The organism is Pseudomonas sp. B16(2017) (assembly GCF_002113205.1).
Lineage (GTDB): Bacteria > Pseudomonadota > Gammaproteobacteria > Pseudomonadales > Pseudomonadaceae > Aquipseudomonas > Aquipseudomonas pharyngis.
The window spans coordinates 307,041-321,150 of the sequence record NZ_NEKA01000003.1 but is presented as its reverse complement, the minus strand read 5'-3'; the positions used below and the strand labels follow the sequence as shown (position 1 = coordinate 321,150).

Sequence of the window (14,110 nt, the reverse complement as noted above, 5' to 3'; positions counted from 1 at the left end):
TCCTTGATCAGTCGGCGCGGGGCGGACTGTTCTGCTCGCCGAGGGTCTTGTCGTCGCTGATGGCAATGTGGGCGCCGTTGTCCAGTTTGATCTGGCCGGCCGTCACCACCTGTTCGCCGCTCTGCACGCCCTTGTTGATCATCACCTGACCATCACGGCGTTCGCCGGTCTCGACGAACCTGCGCTCGGCGATCAGTACCGGTTGGCCCTTGTCGTCTTTCTCGACGGTGCCGTCTTCGGCTTTCTTCTGGGTGACCACGTACGTCGAGTTGCCGTAGAGGGTGTAGGTGATCGCGCTTTCCGGGACCACGATGTGTTTCTGCGGATCCGGCAGCAGCACCTCGACGCTGGTGAACATGCCCGGCAGCAACTTGCCATCGGGGTTGGCCAGTGTGGCGCGCACGAGGATGTTACGGGTGGTGCTTTCGACGATCGGGTTGATGGCGCTGATGGCGCCGGTGAAATGCTGGCCGGGATACGCCGCGACCGTGATCTGTACCGGTTGACCGATAGCCAGTTTCGGCACCGATTGTTCGGGCACGTAGAAGTCGGCGTAGAGACTGCTCAGATCCTGCAGAGTGGCGATCTTGGTGCCGCTGGCGAGGTAGTCGCCGATGTCGACGAGGCGGATGCCGATGGTGCCGCTGAAGGGCGCGACGATGCGTTTTTTCGCCAGCGCCGCATTGAGTTGATTGACCGTGGCCTTGTTCTTTTGCAACTGCGCCGAGAGCCGGTCGAATTCGCCTTTGGAGATGGCGCTGCTGCCGACGAGCTGGCTGCCGCGACCGTAATCCAGCTGCGCGAGGCCGAGATCGGCCTTGGCGGTTTCGAGGAAGGCGGCTTCGACCGCGCTGTCCAGTTGCAGCAAGGGTTGGCCGGCCTTGACCTTCTGCCCCGATTCGAACTTCAGCTCGGTGACGGTGCCGGCGTTCTCCAGGCTCAGATCGACACCTTGCAAGGCCTTCAGCGTGCCGACGGTGGGCAGGCGCATCTGCCACGGGCGCTCGACGGCCGTGGCCACGGCGACGCTGATCGGCGGCTTCGGTTTGGAAAAGCCCTGGATCATCGTATAGATCGAGAAGGCCTTGTAACCGGCGAGAAGCAGAACGATCAGCAGTACAACACCCAACATGATCAGCATGCGGCGACGCAGCATATTTCCAGTTCCTTGGAGAAAATCAGGCGAGACAGGCGGGCACATTACCCCGAGTCCGGCAGGGATTCCAACTGCCAGTTTTTTCCGGGTGTAAGGGAGGAAGGTGGAGAAAAGCGGGGCCGCCGACCGAGCGGTCGGCGGCGAATTTCAGGCCATCAGATGAAGATGGTTGTCCCAGAGCCCTGCGGGCAAATCCAGCGGTTTGGCGAGCAGATCATCCTGGCGGCAATCGTAGTAGCGGCAACGTCCCTGACCGGAGGTCACGACAAACCCGTCCTTCACCGCACCGACACCGGCGCAGTCGGGTAATGGCGCGTCGAGGCGCACTTCGCCGCTGTCCAGGTCCCAGATGAAGAAACGGTTGCCACGCGGTGCGGTCAGTGCCACCAGCCGCAGGTCGCTGTGCACGGCGACGCTGGCGGTGTAATGCCCCATCGACTGCAACTGATGCTCCGGCACCGGGAACGCCACGAATGGCTGGCCGGGACGTTTGATCGCCAGCAGCTCCGAACGCTCGTGGGAAGGCCCCATGAATTGCTGGCCGGCAACGATGGTGCCATCGCTGGCAATCCCCAGGTGGCGCACGCTGTTCATCTGCTGGGCGAGGGTTTCCTTGCTCAGCAGGGTGCCGTCCCGTTGCATCAGCACCAGGCTCGGCTCCATGGCGTCGAGGTTCATGTCGACCCGGCTTTCGGCCTCGGTGCGGATCCCGCCGTTGGCCACCACCAGGGTTTCACCGTCGGGCATCCACGACACCTGATGCGGGCCGAGACCGTGGGTGGAAAGCTCGCCGCTGTGCACCAGCCGTTCGCCTTCGAATCTGTACACCCCGAGCAGGCCACGGCCCGGATCGGTGGTGTCGTTTTCGGTGGCGTACAGGTAGTCACCGCTGTGGTGGATCACCGCGTGGCCGTAGAAATGCCGGTTCGGCTGCGAGGTCACGGTTTGCAGCAATGCACCGTTGCGCAGGTCGATCAGGTAGCTCTCGGTGCCCGGCCGGCGGGCGACGAACAGCGCGATCGACAGCGTCGGGTGATTGATGATGTCGTGGCAACGCTGGCCGACTTCGGTGGCGAACACCTGGGTGCCGTCCAGTCGATAACCGACGGCGTAATGCTTGCCGTCGGTGTCGTCCCGCGCCGACAACAGCAGCGGGCTTTGGTCCTTGCGTTTGAACAGCGTCCAGCCGCCCAGCGTCACTGCTCCCAGCAGCAAACTACCTAAAGTCAGAGCCTGGCGTCGCAGCATGGCACGTGCCCTCATCAGTCACCGTCGTTGGCGTTGAAGCCCAGTTGGATGCCCAGCGCCTTGGCCAGCTCGCCTTCGTGCAGGCGGTGGACGACGTTGAGGCTGTCGTAAATGTCGTTGAGCTGCTGGCGACCGGCGTCATCGTTGAGCATTTCGGTCAGCGAGCGCTGAGTACTGCCGAACAGTTTGAGCGACGCCGCATAGGCTGCATCGATCTTGTCCGCCAACGGCTTTTGCTCAGCCGGCAACAAGCCGCGCAGGCCTTTGTTGTCGACGCCTTCCCAGACGGTTTTGGCCGCCGCGAGGCTGGCTTCCAGCGACTCCATGGACGACTGGCTGCGCCATGCGTCAGCCTGGAATGGCTGAGGCACGCCTTTGCTCTGGCGGCCCATCGGCGTGCCGAGTTTTTTCTTCAGGGTGTCGAGGGCGGTGACCTGAACCCGCAGCAGATCGGCAATCGCTTCGTGGGAGTCGGCGTAGCGCTGGTTGGGGAATTTGCTCATCTGCGCGAGCATGCCGTCGGTGTTGTTCCAGCTGCTGAGGATCTCTTCGGCCAGTTGTTTCTGACGCTCGCCGATGGCCACCAGCAGTGGGCAGTATTTGGCTTTCTGCGCGTCGTTGGCGACGTCAGGCTTGGCGTCGAACAGGATGTACTCGTAAGCGGACAGGCCTTGAACCACGACGCTGGACTTGGCCAGGGCGGCGGCGTCGATCTGTGGCTGGGCGCTGACCAGTTGCTCGACCTGACGGCCGACCAGGTTTTTCTTGTCCGGCCAGAATTGCACCTGCCACGAGCGGTTGCCCTCGGCCAGCGGGCCGATCAGCAGCGGTTGCAACTCGGCCCAGGCTTTCTGCGCATGCAGGAAGTCGGCACGGGCGGTGTCCAGCGACTCTTTGCCCTGGCAGTAGGCGAGGGCGCTGACGGCCAGTTGCTTGTCGGCTTCGACCCAGCGGGTGTAGGTCGGCAGGATCACCGATTTGGCGATGGCCGCCGAGGTGACGGCTTGCGGATCCTGCGGCGAGCACGCGCCGAGGGCCAGTGCGGCAAGGCTGGTGAACAACAGCTTGGGACGGAACATGTCGGGCTCCCGATTCGTTCAAGTGTTTAAAGTGAGTTCAAGAACGCCAGCAGCGCGGCACGCTGCTCGGCGTTGAAAGACAAAACCTGTTGCTGCGCCGCTTTCGCTTCGCCGCCATGCCAGAGCACGGCTTCGAGCAGATTGCGGGCGCGGCCGTCATGCAGAAACTGGGTGTGGCCGCTGACCGTTTGCGTCAGGCCGATGCCCCACAGCGGCGGGGTGCGCCAGTCGCGGCCGGAGGCCTGGAATTCAGTACGGTTGTCCGCCAGGCCTTCGCCCATGTCGTGCAGCAGCAGATCGCTGTACGGGCGAATCACTTGATGGGCCAGTTCAGGTTCGGCGGCATTGGCGGCGGTGGTGTATTTCGGCGTGTGACAGGCCTGGCAGCCTGCCTGGAAGAACAGGTTCTTGCCGGCCAGCACCTGCGCATCGTTGACCCCACGGCGCGCGGGAACGGCGAGGTTGCGGCTGTAGAACAGCACCAGGCGCAGGATGTTGTCGCTGACTTCCGGCTCGCCGTCCGGGCCGTTGCCGTTCGGCGCCTGTTTGCAGGCGGTTTGCGCGTCGGTGCAGTCATCAAATGGTCTCAGGCTGGTGGTCAGGCCCATATCACCCGAAAACGCGTGAACATTTTGTTGATTGAGGTTTGGTTGGCCGGCTTTCCAGCCAAATCGCCCCATGACGGTCTTTTGCTGCTCATCATCCCAGACCCGGTTGGGCCGGCCGTTGATGCCGTTGTTCTCTTTGGCCTGCGCGGCGGCGTTGGCGAGGATCGCTTCTTCCGGGATCGCTTCGAGCAGGCCCAGGCCGATCATCGGCGGTGCAACGCGGGCCGAGAAACGTGTGTCCGGGTGCATCGGGCCATAGCCGAGCTGGGTTATCTGCAGGACCGGTTTGCGCAACTCGACTTCGGTGCCGTCCTTGAAGCGTACCGGCACCGGCGTGTAATCGACCCGCACCTTGCCTTCCGGCGCGACACCGGGGACGGCCATGTCCTGGAACTGGCCGCCGTAGACCGGCTCGGGCACTACGCCCACCTGTTCGATGACCTTGGCATAGGCCGGCGCATCGGGAATCGACAAACGCACCAGCATCGACACCGCGTTGGCCGCATCCGGCGTCGGCGGATGGCCGCGGCCGTCCTTGATGTGGCAGTTCTGGCAGGCGTTGGTATTGAACAGCGGGCCGAGGCCGTCGCGGGCGGTGGTGGTCGACGGCGCGATCACCCACGGGCTGCGGAAGAAGCTGTTGCCGACGCTGAAGTCCACCCGCCGCGAGGGCGGCAGGTTGGCCGACGGCAGGGAGAACGCGTTCTGATCGCTCTTGCGCACGGTCGCCGCGCCGCCGGAACGGGCTTCACCCGGCTCGGCCTTGGTGAAACGCGGGGCGTCATCGCAGGCACTCAGGCCCAGGGCCAGAAACAGTGCGGACAAGCGAAGAGGCAGCGAGGGCATCAGACTTCCTGCAAGAGGGGCGAATTTAAAGGCGCAAAGTCTAACAGGGCGAGTGGGTTTGAATAAGAGGAATTATCGTTTGCTTGATGCAGGGTAGGGGTTTCAGAAATCTTAAGGCTGGGTGCAAATCTTGTGGGAGCGAGCTTGCTCGCGAAAGCGCTGGTTCAGCCACTGATGCGTTGCCTGACAGGACGCTTTCGCGAGCAAGCGCGCTCCCACAGGTTTTGTATATGGCGGAAACGAAAAAGGCGACCCGAAGGTCGCCTTTTTTAACGCGGACGCTGTGATCAGAACTCGTGATCAGCGTTGTCCGGGTTCAGGTCGCTGATGCCGAGCTTGCCGGCTGCGGCCTCGATCGAACCGGTCTGCTTGACCAGCGAAGCGATGGCGTCGCGAACAATCTGGTTACCAGCCGTGTTGCCGGCTGCGATCAACTGGTCGTAGTGCTCACCCTTGTTGGCGTGATCGACCATGACCTGGATCTTGGCTTCGGTGGCGGCCAGATCGGCTTTCAGCGCGGTGTCGGCAGCCGGGTCGACCTTGGCCACCAGCGACGACAGGCTGGCGCCGGTCAGTTTGGTGCCGTCGACGCGGGTGTACTCGCCCAGGTAAACGTTACGAATGCCCTTGGCATCGTAGAAGTGCGAGTTGTGGGTGTTGTCGCTGAAGCAATCCTGTTCGTCTTCCGGGGAGTTCGCTTCCAGGGACACTTTCATGCGCTCGCCGGCCAGCTCGCCCAGGGACAGGCTGCCCATGCCGAACAGCATCTTGCGCAGGCCGCTTTCAGCCGGTTCGGCTTCCAGGGTGGCGCGGTAGTTGTCGGCCACGTTCGGCTTCCAGTTGCCGACCATTTCTTCCAGGTCGCTGACCAGCAGTTGGGTCACGGCTTTCAGGTAGGCACGACGACGCTCGTTGTGACCGCCGGTGGCGCCTTTGCCTTCCAGGTAGTCCGAGGCCGGACGGTTGCCGGCGCCAGGGCCGGTGCCGTTCAGGTCCTGGCCCCAGAGCAGGAATTCGATGGCGTGGTAGCCGGTGGCAACGTTGGCTTCGGAACCGCCCAGCTCGTTCAGGCTGGCGAGTTTTTCCGGGGTGATGTCCTTGACGTCGACCTTGTCTTCGCCGACCTGTACTTCGGTGTTGGCGATGATGTTGGCGGTGGCGCCCGGGTTGCCCAGTGCGTGTTCGTAGGATTTGTCGACGTAGTCGATCAGGCCTTCGTCCAGAGGCCAGGCGTTCACCTGACCTTCCCAGTCGTCGATGATGGTGTTGCCGAAGCGGAACACTTCGCTCTGCAGGTAAGGAACGCGGGCAGCGACCCAGGCAGCCTTGGCGGCTTTCAGGGTGTCGGCGTTCGGCTTGGCGAGGAACGCGTCGACGGCGGTTTGCAGGGTTTTCGCGGTGGATTCGGCATCGCTGTAAACGGCGAAGACCATGTCGGCGTAGTGCGAGACAACGGCTTTGCCGGCGGCCTCGTCGACTTTACCGGCAGCAGCAGGCGCAGCCGGTGCAGCGGTGCTCGCAGCCGGAGTCGGCGCAGGAGCGGCGGCCTTTTCTTTGTCTTTACCTTCGCCGCAACCGGCGAGGGAAATAGCGATGGCCAGCAGACTGGCGGTAGCCAGAGGCGTACGAATCATGGCGAACATCCTGCTTCGGTGATTGAGTGGACAGGCGCGGGGTGCGCAAAACTGCGACATAATGCAAATCTTTCGCATTATGTGTAAAGGGTTGTAGCTGGAAATATTTCTTATTTGCGCGGGGTCTGCGCTGGATCAACAGCGAGGTTGATGCCCGGCAGAACCCGGGTTGCGTCGGGCCTGGCAGGCACGTTTCAGAGGATGGCCGCGTTGCTGCGCTGGGCCTGCTTGAGATAAATGCCCAACTCGCGCGCCGGCAGCGGTTTGCTGTAGTGGTAGCCCTGACCTTCGTGGCAGCCTTCGGAAATGATGTAGGTTTCCTGTTCGGCGGTTTCCACGCCCTCGGCGATCACCTGCATGCCCAGGCTCTTGCCCAGTTGGATGATGGCGCGAACGATTGTCGCATCATCGTCGTCATCCAGCAGGTCCTGGACGAAGCTCTTGTCAATCTTGATCTTGTCCAGCGGCAGACTCTTGAGATAACTCAGCGAGGAATAGCCGGTGCCGAAGTCGTCGATAGCGATCAGTGCGCCGGAGCGGCGCAGGCTCAGCAGGTGCTGGGCGGCGGTGCTGATGTCTTCCATCAGGCCGGTTTCGGTGACTTCCAGCTCCAGGCTGCGTGGCGGCAGGCGGTACATCTGCAGCAGGTTGTTGACGACCCGTGGCAGCTCGGCGTGGTGCAGTTGCACGGTGGACAGGTTGACCGCCATGCGCAGGTCGACGAAGCCCTGATCGTGCCAGTCGCGCAGTTGCTTGCAGGCCTGATCCAGCACCCATTCGCCGATGGCGATGATGGTGCCGTTCTGTTCCGCCAGCGGGATGAACAGGTCCGGCGGCACCAGGCCGTGTTCCGGATGCTGCCAGCGGATCAATGCCTCGACCCCGACTACGCGATGATCGCGGTAGCTGATCTGCGGCTGATAGACGAGGTAGAACTGATCGCGCAGCAAGGCGTCGCGCAGGTCTTTTTCCAGTTCGCGACGGCGGCGCATCTCGCTGTCGACGCTCGCGATGTAGAACTGATAGCGGTTGCGCGAGCGGGTCTTGGCCAGGGTCATGGTCTGCTCGGCTTTCTGCAGCAGCTTCTCGGTGCTGTCGCCGTCTTCCGGGAACAAGGTGATGCCGATGGTCGCGCGCAGGCGGATCTCCTGATGATCAAGGGCGAACGGGGCTTCCAGGTCATCAAGGATACTTTGCGCCAGTTCCGCCGCTTCGTAGGGTTGCTCGATATCGGCCTGCACCAGCGCGAACTGGTCGCCGCCAAGACGGGCGAGGGCGCCAAGGCGACCGCTGTGGGCACGAAGCCGGTCAGCCAGGGCCAGCAGCAACTGGTCACCGGTCTGGTAGCTGAATTGTTCGTTGATGCCTTTGAAATCGTCCAGACCTACGCAAAGGACGGCGACCCGCCGTTGCAGCTTGCCGGCATCCACTAGAATCTTGTCCAGCTGCTGCTGCAATTGCTGGCGATTCGGCAGGCCGGTGAGGAAATCGTATTGGGCCATGCGCAGCAGGCTGTTTTCCGCTTCATGGCGCAGGTGGGTATTGCGTTCGATGGATTCGAGTAGCTGGTTGGCGGTATTGATCCAGATCCCCAGTTCGTTTTTTTCGTGACCCTTGAGCTGCGGAATCTTGTGTTCGCTGGGGCGGTCCGGGTTGATCTCGGTGAGGTGCTCGATGATCCGCGACAGCGGTTTGGTCAGCAGCCAGTGATAGACCAGATACAGCACCAGGCCCATGGCCAGGGCGCGCAACACGCCGGAAATGAAGATGATCACCGAACTGACAATGAAACCCTGACCGTAGGTGGCCGTGTCGAGAGTGATGCTCAGGTCGCCGTAATATTCGCTGTACGGCCCGCGCCCCACCAGTTGGGTGGTGAACGTGCGTTCCTGGCCGAGGATCAGGTCGGTCAGCCAGCGGCTGTTGGATTGCTGCAGCTCACGCGACTTTTGCGCGAGCATCGCTTCGTTGGGATGGCCGATGGATGCCTGACGCACGGCGTCGTCCTGGAACAGGCCTTCGATCACCTGCATGCCCATCTCCCGGTCCAGGCTGTAGACCGCCTGGGTGGAGGGATCGCGGAACATGTCGAGGATGCGTTCGGCATCGCCGGCGACGGCCTGGCGTGTTTTATAGGCATCGAACACGATCTGCGCGCAGCTCAAGACCACGCCGACGATCAATGCCGACAGGAGCACGACCCGGAGCAACTTCACCGACAAGCTGTTCTTGAGTTCCAGCTTCAAAGGGTTATTCCTTGTTCCGTGCGGGTAGCGTCAAGTTGCCATGAGTATTGGCAATCCCGTGTTGGCAGTCAAAGGGACAATCGAGCCGCGGAAAATTTGTCCGTGGCCTTGGCCGATATGCTGCTGTCTGGAGTATTTGCCCTGGTTGTACTGTGTCGGTAGTTTCGGTCTCCAACTTGAGGGACGTCGGACAATTTTTCCTCTTTTGATGTTAGTTCGCCGTGGCTTGGGAGCAAGGCGAGAAGGGCTGCTTCAGGTGTGGGAAAAAGCCTTGTTTGTGATGCAACGCACTCACGATTATTTCCGCAGGTATAAAAAAACCCGGCAAAGCCGGGTTTTTGTCTGGCGTGCAGCTTAAGCGGTGAAGGTCTTGCCTTCGAACTGCTCGGCCACGAACTTCCAGTTGACCAGGTTCCAGAACGCCTCGACGTACTTAGGACGCAGGTTACGGTAGTCGATGTAGTAAGCGTGTTCCCAGACGTCGCAGGTCAGCAGCGGGGTGTCGCCGCTGGTCAGCGGGTTGCCGGCGCCGATGGTGCTGGCCAGGGCCAGGGAACCGTCAGCCTTTTTCACCAGCCAGCCCCAGCCGGAACCGAAGGTGCCGATCGAGGTTTTGCTGAACTCTTCCTTGAACTTGTCGAACGAACCGAAAGCCGCGTTGATGGCTTCAGCCAGTGCGCCGGTTGGTTGACCGCCAGCGTTTGGCGCCAGGCAGTTCCAGTAGAAGGTGTGGTTCCAGACCTGAGCGGCGTTGTTGAAGATGCCGCCCGAGGAAGTCTTGACGATTTCTTCCAGGGTCTTGCCTTCGAACTCGGTGCCTGGCACCAGGTTGTTCAGGTTCACGACGTAGGTGTTGTGGTGCTTGTCGTGGTGGAATTCCAGGGTTTCCTTGGAAATGTGCGGCTGCAGGGCATCGTGTGCGTAAGGCAGCGGCGGCAATTCGAAAGCCATGATGATTCTCCTAATCAGGTCTGTTGCGGTGAGCGCAAGGCCGATCACGGGCGGCCAGAAATGCACCGGCGAGTTTTTACTCTTTGCGGCGCAGGGTTCGGATCATAGCACCGGGGGGGCGGCTTAACCACGCAACAACTGTGTGGGATAGAGGTTCCAGAGCTGTTTGGAATAAATCATGAAGCCAATATCAATTGCCCTGCCACGGTGAACATCATTACCGCCACCAACAGATCGAGAATCCGCCACGTACTCGGCCGTGCCAGCCACGGTGCCAGCCATGCTGCACCGAGGGCGAGGGTGAAAAACCACAGCAGCGAAGCACTCGCCGCGCCCACGACATAGGCGCCGGGCACCGACTGTTGTGCGCCGAGAGAACCGATCAGCAAGACGGTGTCGAGATAGACGTGCGGGTTGAGCAGGGTCACCGCCAGTGCGCTTAGCATCACCGCGCGCAGCGAACGCACGGTCTGGTTTTCACCCTGTTGCAGGCTCTGTTTCGAAAACGCCCTGCGCAACGCCTGGCTGCCGTACCAGATCAGGAACACCGCGCCGCCCCAGCGGGCGACCGCCAGCAATGTCGGGTTCTGCGCCAGCACCGTGGCCAGACCGAACACACCCGCCGCCACCAGCAGCGCATCACAGGCGACGCACAGCGCGGCGACCGGCAGGTGATGCTCACGCCGCAGGCTCTGGGCCAGGACAAAGGCATTTTGCGTGCCGATCGCCATGATCAGCCCGAACGCCACCAGCAAACCGTTGGTATAGCTTTGCCACATGACGATTACTCCGCGTTGGCTGCGAGGTCGCGCAGCACTTGCATGGCACGTTCGGCGTCGGCCTGACCGACGAACAGATGATCGTGGTAATAGCCGGCAATCACGTTGCAGCTGATGCCGGCCTTGCCCAGTGCGGTGGCGAAGGCGGCGGTCAGGCCGACGGCTTCCAGTGCCGAATGCACGTTCAGCGTGATCCACGCCGCGACATAGTCGAAGCTGAACCCGGCGCGCTCGGCGTGGGAGCGTTCGAGAATCACCGTCAGGCCTTCCTGTTCACGGAAACTGCCTACGACTTCCAGGCCGCTCGGCAACTCGCCGTCGGACAAGGTGCAGAACACGAATTCGCCGGCATTGAGCTGCGGGCTCATGCTGCGCAGCAGGGTGGTCAACGAGGTTTCGCCAGCCATGGGGGTGATCCTTGATAAAGAGTGCTTGCTGGCTATTCTCCCGGTTGACGTTGTATAAGAAAAACCAATAGTGCTGATCGCTCATTAGGAAAACTGATGTTCGACTACAAATTGCTTTCCGCTCTGGCCGCCGTGGTCGAGCAGGCCGGATTCGAACGGGCGGCGCAGGTGCTGGGCCTTTCGCAATCGGCGATCTCCCAGCGGATCAAATTGCTGGAAGCGCGGGTCGGCCAGCCGGTTCTGGTGCGTGGCACGCCGCCGTCGCCTACCGAAATTGGCCGGCGCCTGCTCAACCATGTGCAGCAGGTGCGCCTGCTCGAACGGGATTTGCAGACGCTGGTGCCTGCGCTGGACGAAGAGGGCCTGCCGGAGCGCCTGCGTATCGCCCTGAATGCCGACAGTCTCGCCACCTGGTGGGCCGAGGCGGTGGGCGACTTCTGCGCCGAACAACATCTATTGCTCGATCTGATCGTCGAAGACCAGACCGTCGGCCTGAAACGCATGCGCGCCGGTGAAGTGGCCGGTTGCCTGTGCGCCAGCGAGCGGCCGGTGGCGGGGGCACGCAGCGTGTTGCTCGGGGCGATGCGCTATCGAGCGCTGGCCAGCCCGGCGTTCATCGAGCGGCATTTCCCCGACGGCGTGCGGGCCGAACAATTACCGCGCACCCCGGCGCTGGTGTTCGGCCCTGACGATTTTCTCCAGCATCGATACCTCGCGTCCCTCGGCGTCGATGGCGGTTTCGAACATCACCTGTGCCCGTCGTCCGAAGGTTTCCTCCGCCTGACCGAAGCCGGGCTCGGCTGGGGCCTGGTGCCGGAATTGCAGGTCCGCGAGCAACTGGAGCGCGGCGTGCTGCGCGAACTGTTGCCAGATAAACCGATCGACGTGCCCTTGTACTGGCATCATTGGCGCAATGGCGGTCAGTTGCTCGGGCTGTTGACCGAGCAATTGGTGCGCTCGTCGGCGCAATGGCTGGTGGCCTGAAAGCAGCTACGAGCGTCAAGCTGCAAGCGCCAAGTAAAGCGCTTGCGTACTGTTTTTACCTTGCAGCTCGAAGCTCGAAGCTTGCAGCTGGTTTTGTTGGAGCTCTACATGAAAATTCTGGTCACCGGCGCAAGCGGCTTCATTGGCGGACGCTTTGCGCGTTTCGCCCTGGAGCAGGGCCTGGACGTGCGGGTCAACGGTCGCCGGGCCGAGGGTGTCGAGCATCTGGTGCGTCGCGGTGCCGAGTTCGTTCAAGGCGATCTGAGCGATCCGGATCTGGTGCGGGAATTGTGCAATGACGTCGAAGCCGTGGTGCATTGCGCCGGCGCGGTTGGCCTGTGGGGCCGCTATCAGGACTTCCATCAGGGCAATGTGCAAGTCACCGAAAACGTGGTCGAGGCCTGCCTGAAGCAACGGGTTCGGCGGCTGGTGCATCTGTCGTCGCCCTCGATCTACTTTGACGGTCGCGACCACCTCGGGCTGACCGAAGAGCAAGTGCCCAAGCGCTTCAAGCATCACTATGCGGCGACCAAATACCTGGCCGAGCAAAAGGTCTTCGGCGCTCAGGAATTCGGCCTCGAAACCCTCGCCCTGCGACCGCGCTTCGTCACCGGCGCCGGCGACATGAGCATCTTCCCGCGCTTGCTGAACATGCAGCGCAAGGGCCGTCTGGCAATCATCGGCAACGGTCTGAACAAGGTCGATTTCACCAGCGTGCACAACCTCAACGAAGCGTTGCTCAGCAGCCTGCTGGCCGACGCCTCCGCGCTGGGCAAGGCCTACAACATCAGCAACGGCGCTCCGGTGCCGCTGTGGGATGTGGTCAATTACGTGATGCGCAAGATGGAAGTCCCACAGGTCACCAAGTATCGTTCCTACGGCCTGGCCTACAGCGTGGCGGCGCTCAACGAAGGTGTGTGCAAGCTCTGGCCCGGGCGTCCCGAGCCGACCCTGTCGCGCCTGGGCATGCAGGTGATGAACAAAAATTTCACCCTCGACATCAGTCGCGCCCGGCATTATCTGGACTACGATCCGAAAGTCAGTCTGTGGACGGCCCTCGATGAGTTCTGTGGCTGGTGGAAGGCTCAGGACATTCGTTGATACGAATCTGCCGGCCGGCACTGAACCGCGCCACGGCTTGAGGGTCAACCCCAGCGGCCGCGGGGTTTATACTTCGCGCCAATCTGCCATCACCGCGTTTCACAAAGGTTGCCTCAATGTCCATGCGTAACGATGCCCACGACGATTTCGACGATGTACCGAGCCTGCGCGCCGATACCCTCGATGACGACGATTTTCCGGTCACCGCCCGCACCACCGTGCATTCGCGCACGCCACCCGTGGTCAAGGTCAAGGCCGCCAGCACCGGGCCGTTATGGGCACTGGTTGGCGCGCTGTTCTTCGCATTCATTGGTCTGGCCTGGTGGAGCTTCCAGCAGATTTCGCTGATGGAGCAGCAACTGGTGGCGACCCAGGAAAGTTTCGCGCGCATCAGTGAGGAAGCGGCGGGGCGTCTGCAGGACATTTCCGGCAAGGTCGTGGCCAGCCAGACCAACGTCACCACCGACAGCGAAGCCCTGAAACTGCAGATCAAACAGCTGCAAAGCGCCCTTCAGGATCAGAGCAAACAGCAGCAGGGCGTGGCCGGGCAGGCGACGGATCTGGACAAGCGCCTGGCGCAGATGACCGCCCAGACCACCGAACAGCAGAACGCCAACACCCAGTTGCAAGCCCAGGTCAAAGCCCTGAGCGCCGAACTGGCAACGTTGAAAAGCACGCCGGCCGACACCAGCAAGCTCGATGCCCAGCTCAAGAGCTTCGATGCACAGGTGAAGGGCTTCGATGCGCAGTTCAAAAGTCTCGGTGCCGACATCACGGCTCTGAAAAAACAGGGTGGCTCAAACGCCGCCATCGACCGTCTGGAGCAGGAAATCGTCATCCTCAAGAGCGAGCAGGACAACCGTCCGGCTGCTGCGCAGGGTGGCACCAACACTGCCGAGTTCGACGCGTTCCGCGCGCAGATGACCCGCAACATCAACACCCTGCAAGCGCAGATCCAGAACCTGCAACAGCAACTCAACGCCCGTCCGTAAGCCTCTTGTGTGGCGAGGGAATGAACACCCTCGCCACAGCAACATTCAGAAGCCTTCTGAATATCCATACATGCCTTCA

General features: G+C 61.9%; 12 protein-coding genes. 3 read left to right on the top strand and 9 right to left on the bottom strand.

What is annotated here, in order from left to right; all coding sequences use genetic code 11:
• Positions 1-7: 7 nt before the first annotated feature.
• The 9 genes from CAG25_RS06755 to CAG25_RS06715 all read right to left on the bottom strand — a co-directional run bounded on the left by CAG25_RS06755 (position 8) and on the right by CAG25_RS06715 (position 10,954).
• On the bottom strand, positions 8-1,156 hold the full coding sequence (locus CAG25_RS06755; protein WP_085610855.1) for an efflux RND transporter periplasmic adaptor subunit: 1,149 nt from the start codon (positions 1,154-1,156) through the stop codon (positions 8-10).
• A gap of 147 nt (positions 1,157-1,303) precedes the next feature.
• A complete protein-coding gene (locus CAG25_RS06750) occupies positions 1,304-2,404 on the bottom strand; it encodes a DUF1513 domain-containing protein (protein ID WP_085610854.1) in 1,101 nt (366 codons plus the stop codon).
• A gap of 14 nt (positions 2,405-2,418) precedes the next feature.
• Positions 2,419-3,483, bottom strand: a complete 1,065-nt coding sequence (locus CAG25_RS06745; RefSeq protein WP_085610853.1) for an imelysin family protein — start codon at positions 3,481-3,483, stop codon at positions 2,419-2,421.
• A gap of 26 nt (positions 3,484-3,509) precedes the next feature.
• Positions 3,510-4,937 carry a di-heme oxidoredictase family protein gene (locus CAG25_RS06740; protein WP_085610852.1) on the bottom strand — a complete coding sequence of 476 codons (1,428 nt, stop codon included), beginning with the start codon at positions 4,935-4,937 and terminating at the stop codon, positions 3,510-3,512.
• Between the two features lie 287 nt (positions 4,938-5,224).
• The gene (locus CAG25_RS06735) at positions 5,225-6,571 is read right to left on the bottom strand and encodes an imelysin family protein (RefSeq protein WP_085610851.1); all 1,347 of its coding nucleotides are present in this window, start codon (positions 6,569-6,571) and stop codon (positions 5,225-5,227) included.
• A gap of 194 nt (positions 6,572-6,765) precedes the next feature.
• On the bottom strand, positions 6,766-8,817 hold the full coding sequence (locus tag CAG25_RS06730; RefSeq protein ID WP_039765890.1) for a bifunctional diguanylate cyclase/phosphodiesterase: 2,052 nt from the start codon (positions 8,815-8,817) through the stop codon (positions 6,766-6,768).
• Between the two features lie 354 nt (positions 8,818-9,171).
• Entirely contained in the window at positions 9,172-9,768 is a 597-nt protein-coding gene (locus tag CAG25_RS06725) for a superoxide dismutase (protein WP_003227660.1), read from the bottom strand.
• 176 nt (positions 9,769-9,944) lie between these two features.
• Positions 9,945-10,547, bottom strand: coding sequence for a LysE/ArgO family amino acid transporter (locus CAG25_RS06720; RefSeq protein ID WP_085610850.1), 603 nt, complete (start codon positions 10,545-10,547; stop codon positions 9,945-9,947).
• Between the two features lie 5 nt (positions 10,548-10,552).
• Complete coding sequence (locus CAG25_RS06715; RefSeq protein ID WP_085610849.1) at positions 10,553-10,954, bottom strand: ACT domain-containing protein; 402 nt, start codon at positions 10,952-10,954, stop codon at positions 10,553-10,555.
• 96 nt (positions 10,955-11,050) lie between these two features.
• Between CAG25_RS06715 and CAG25_RS06710 the strand changes: the two genes are divergently transcribed.
• From CAG25_RS06710 to CAG25_RS06700, 3 genes are all read left to right on the top strand, one after another.
• Positions 11,051-11,938 carry a LysR family transcriptional regulator ArgP gene (locus CAG25_RS06710; RefSeq protein WP_085610848.1) on the top strand — a complete coding sequence of 296 codons (888 nt, stop codon included), beginning with the start codon at positions 11,051-11,053 and terminating at the stop codon, positions 11,936-11,938.
• A 108-nt stretch (positions 11,939-12,046) separates the two neighbouring features.
• Positions 12,047-13,039, top strand: coding sequence for an NAD(P)-dependent oxidoreductase (locus tag CAG25_RS06705; RefSeq protein ID WP_039765898.1), 993 nt, complete (start codon positions 12,047-12,049; stop codon positions 13,037-13,039).
• A gap of 116 nt (positions 13,040-13,155) precedes the next feature.
• Positions 13,156-14,031, top strand: coding sequence for an ATPase (locus CAG25_RS06700; RefSeq protein ID WP_085610847.1), 876 nt, complete (start codon positions 13,156-13,158; stop codon positions 14,029-14,031).
• Positions 14,032-14,110: the final 79 nt, after the last annotated feature.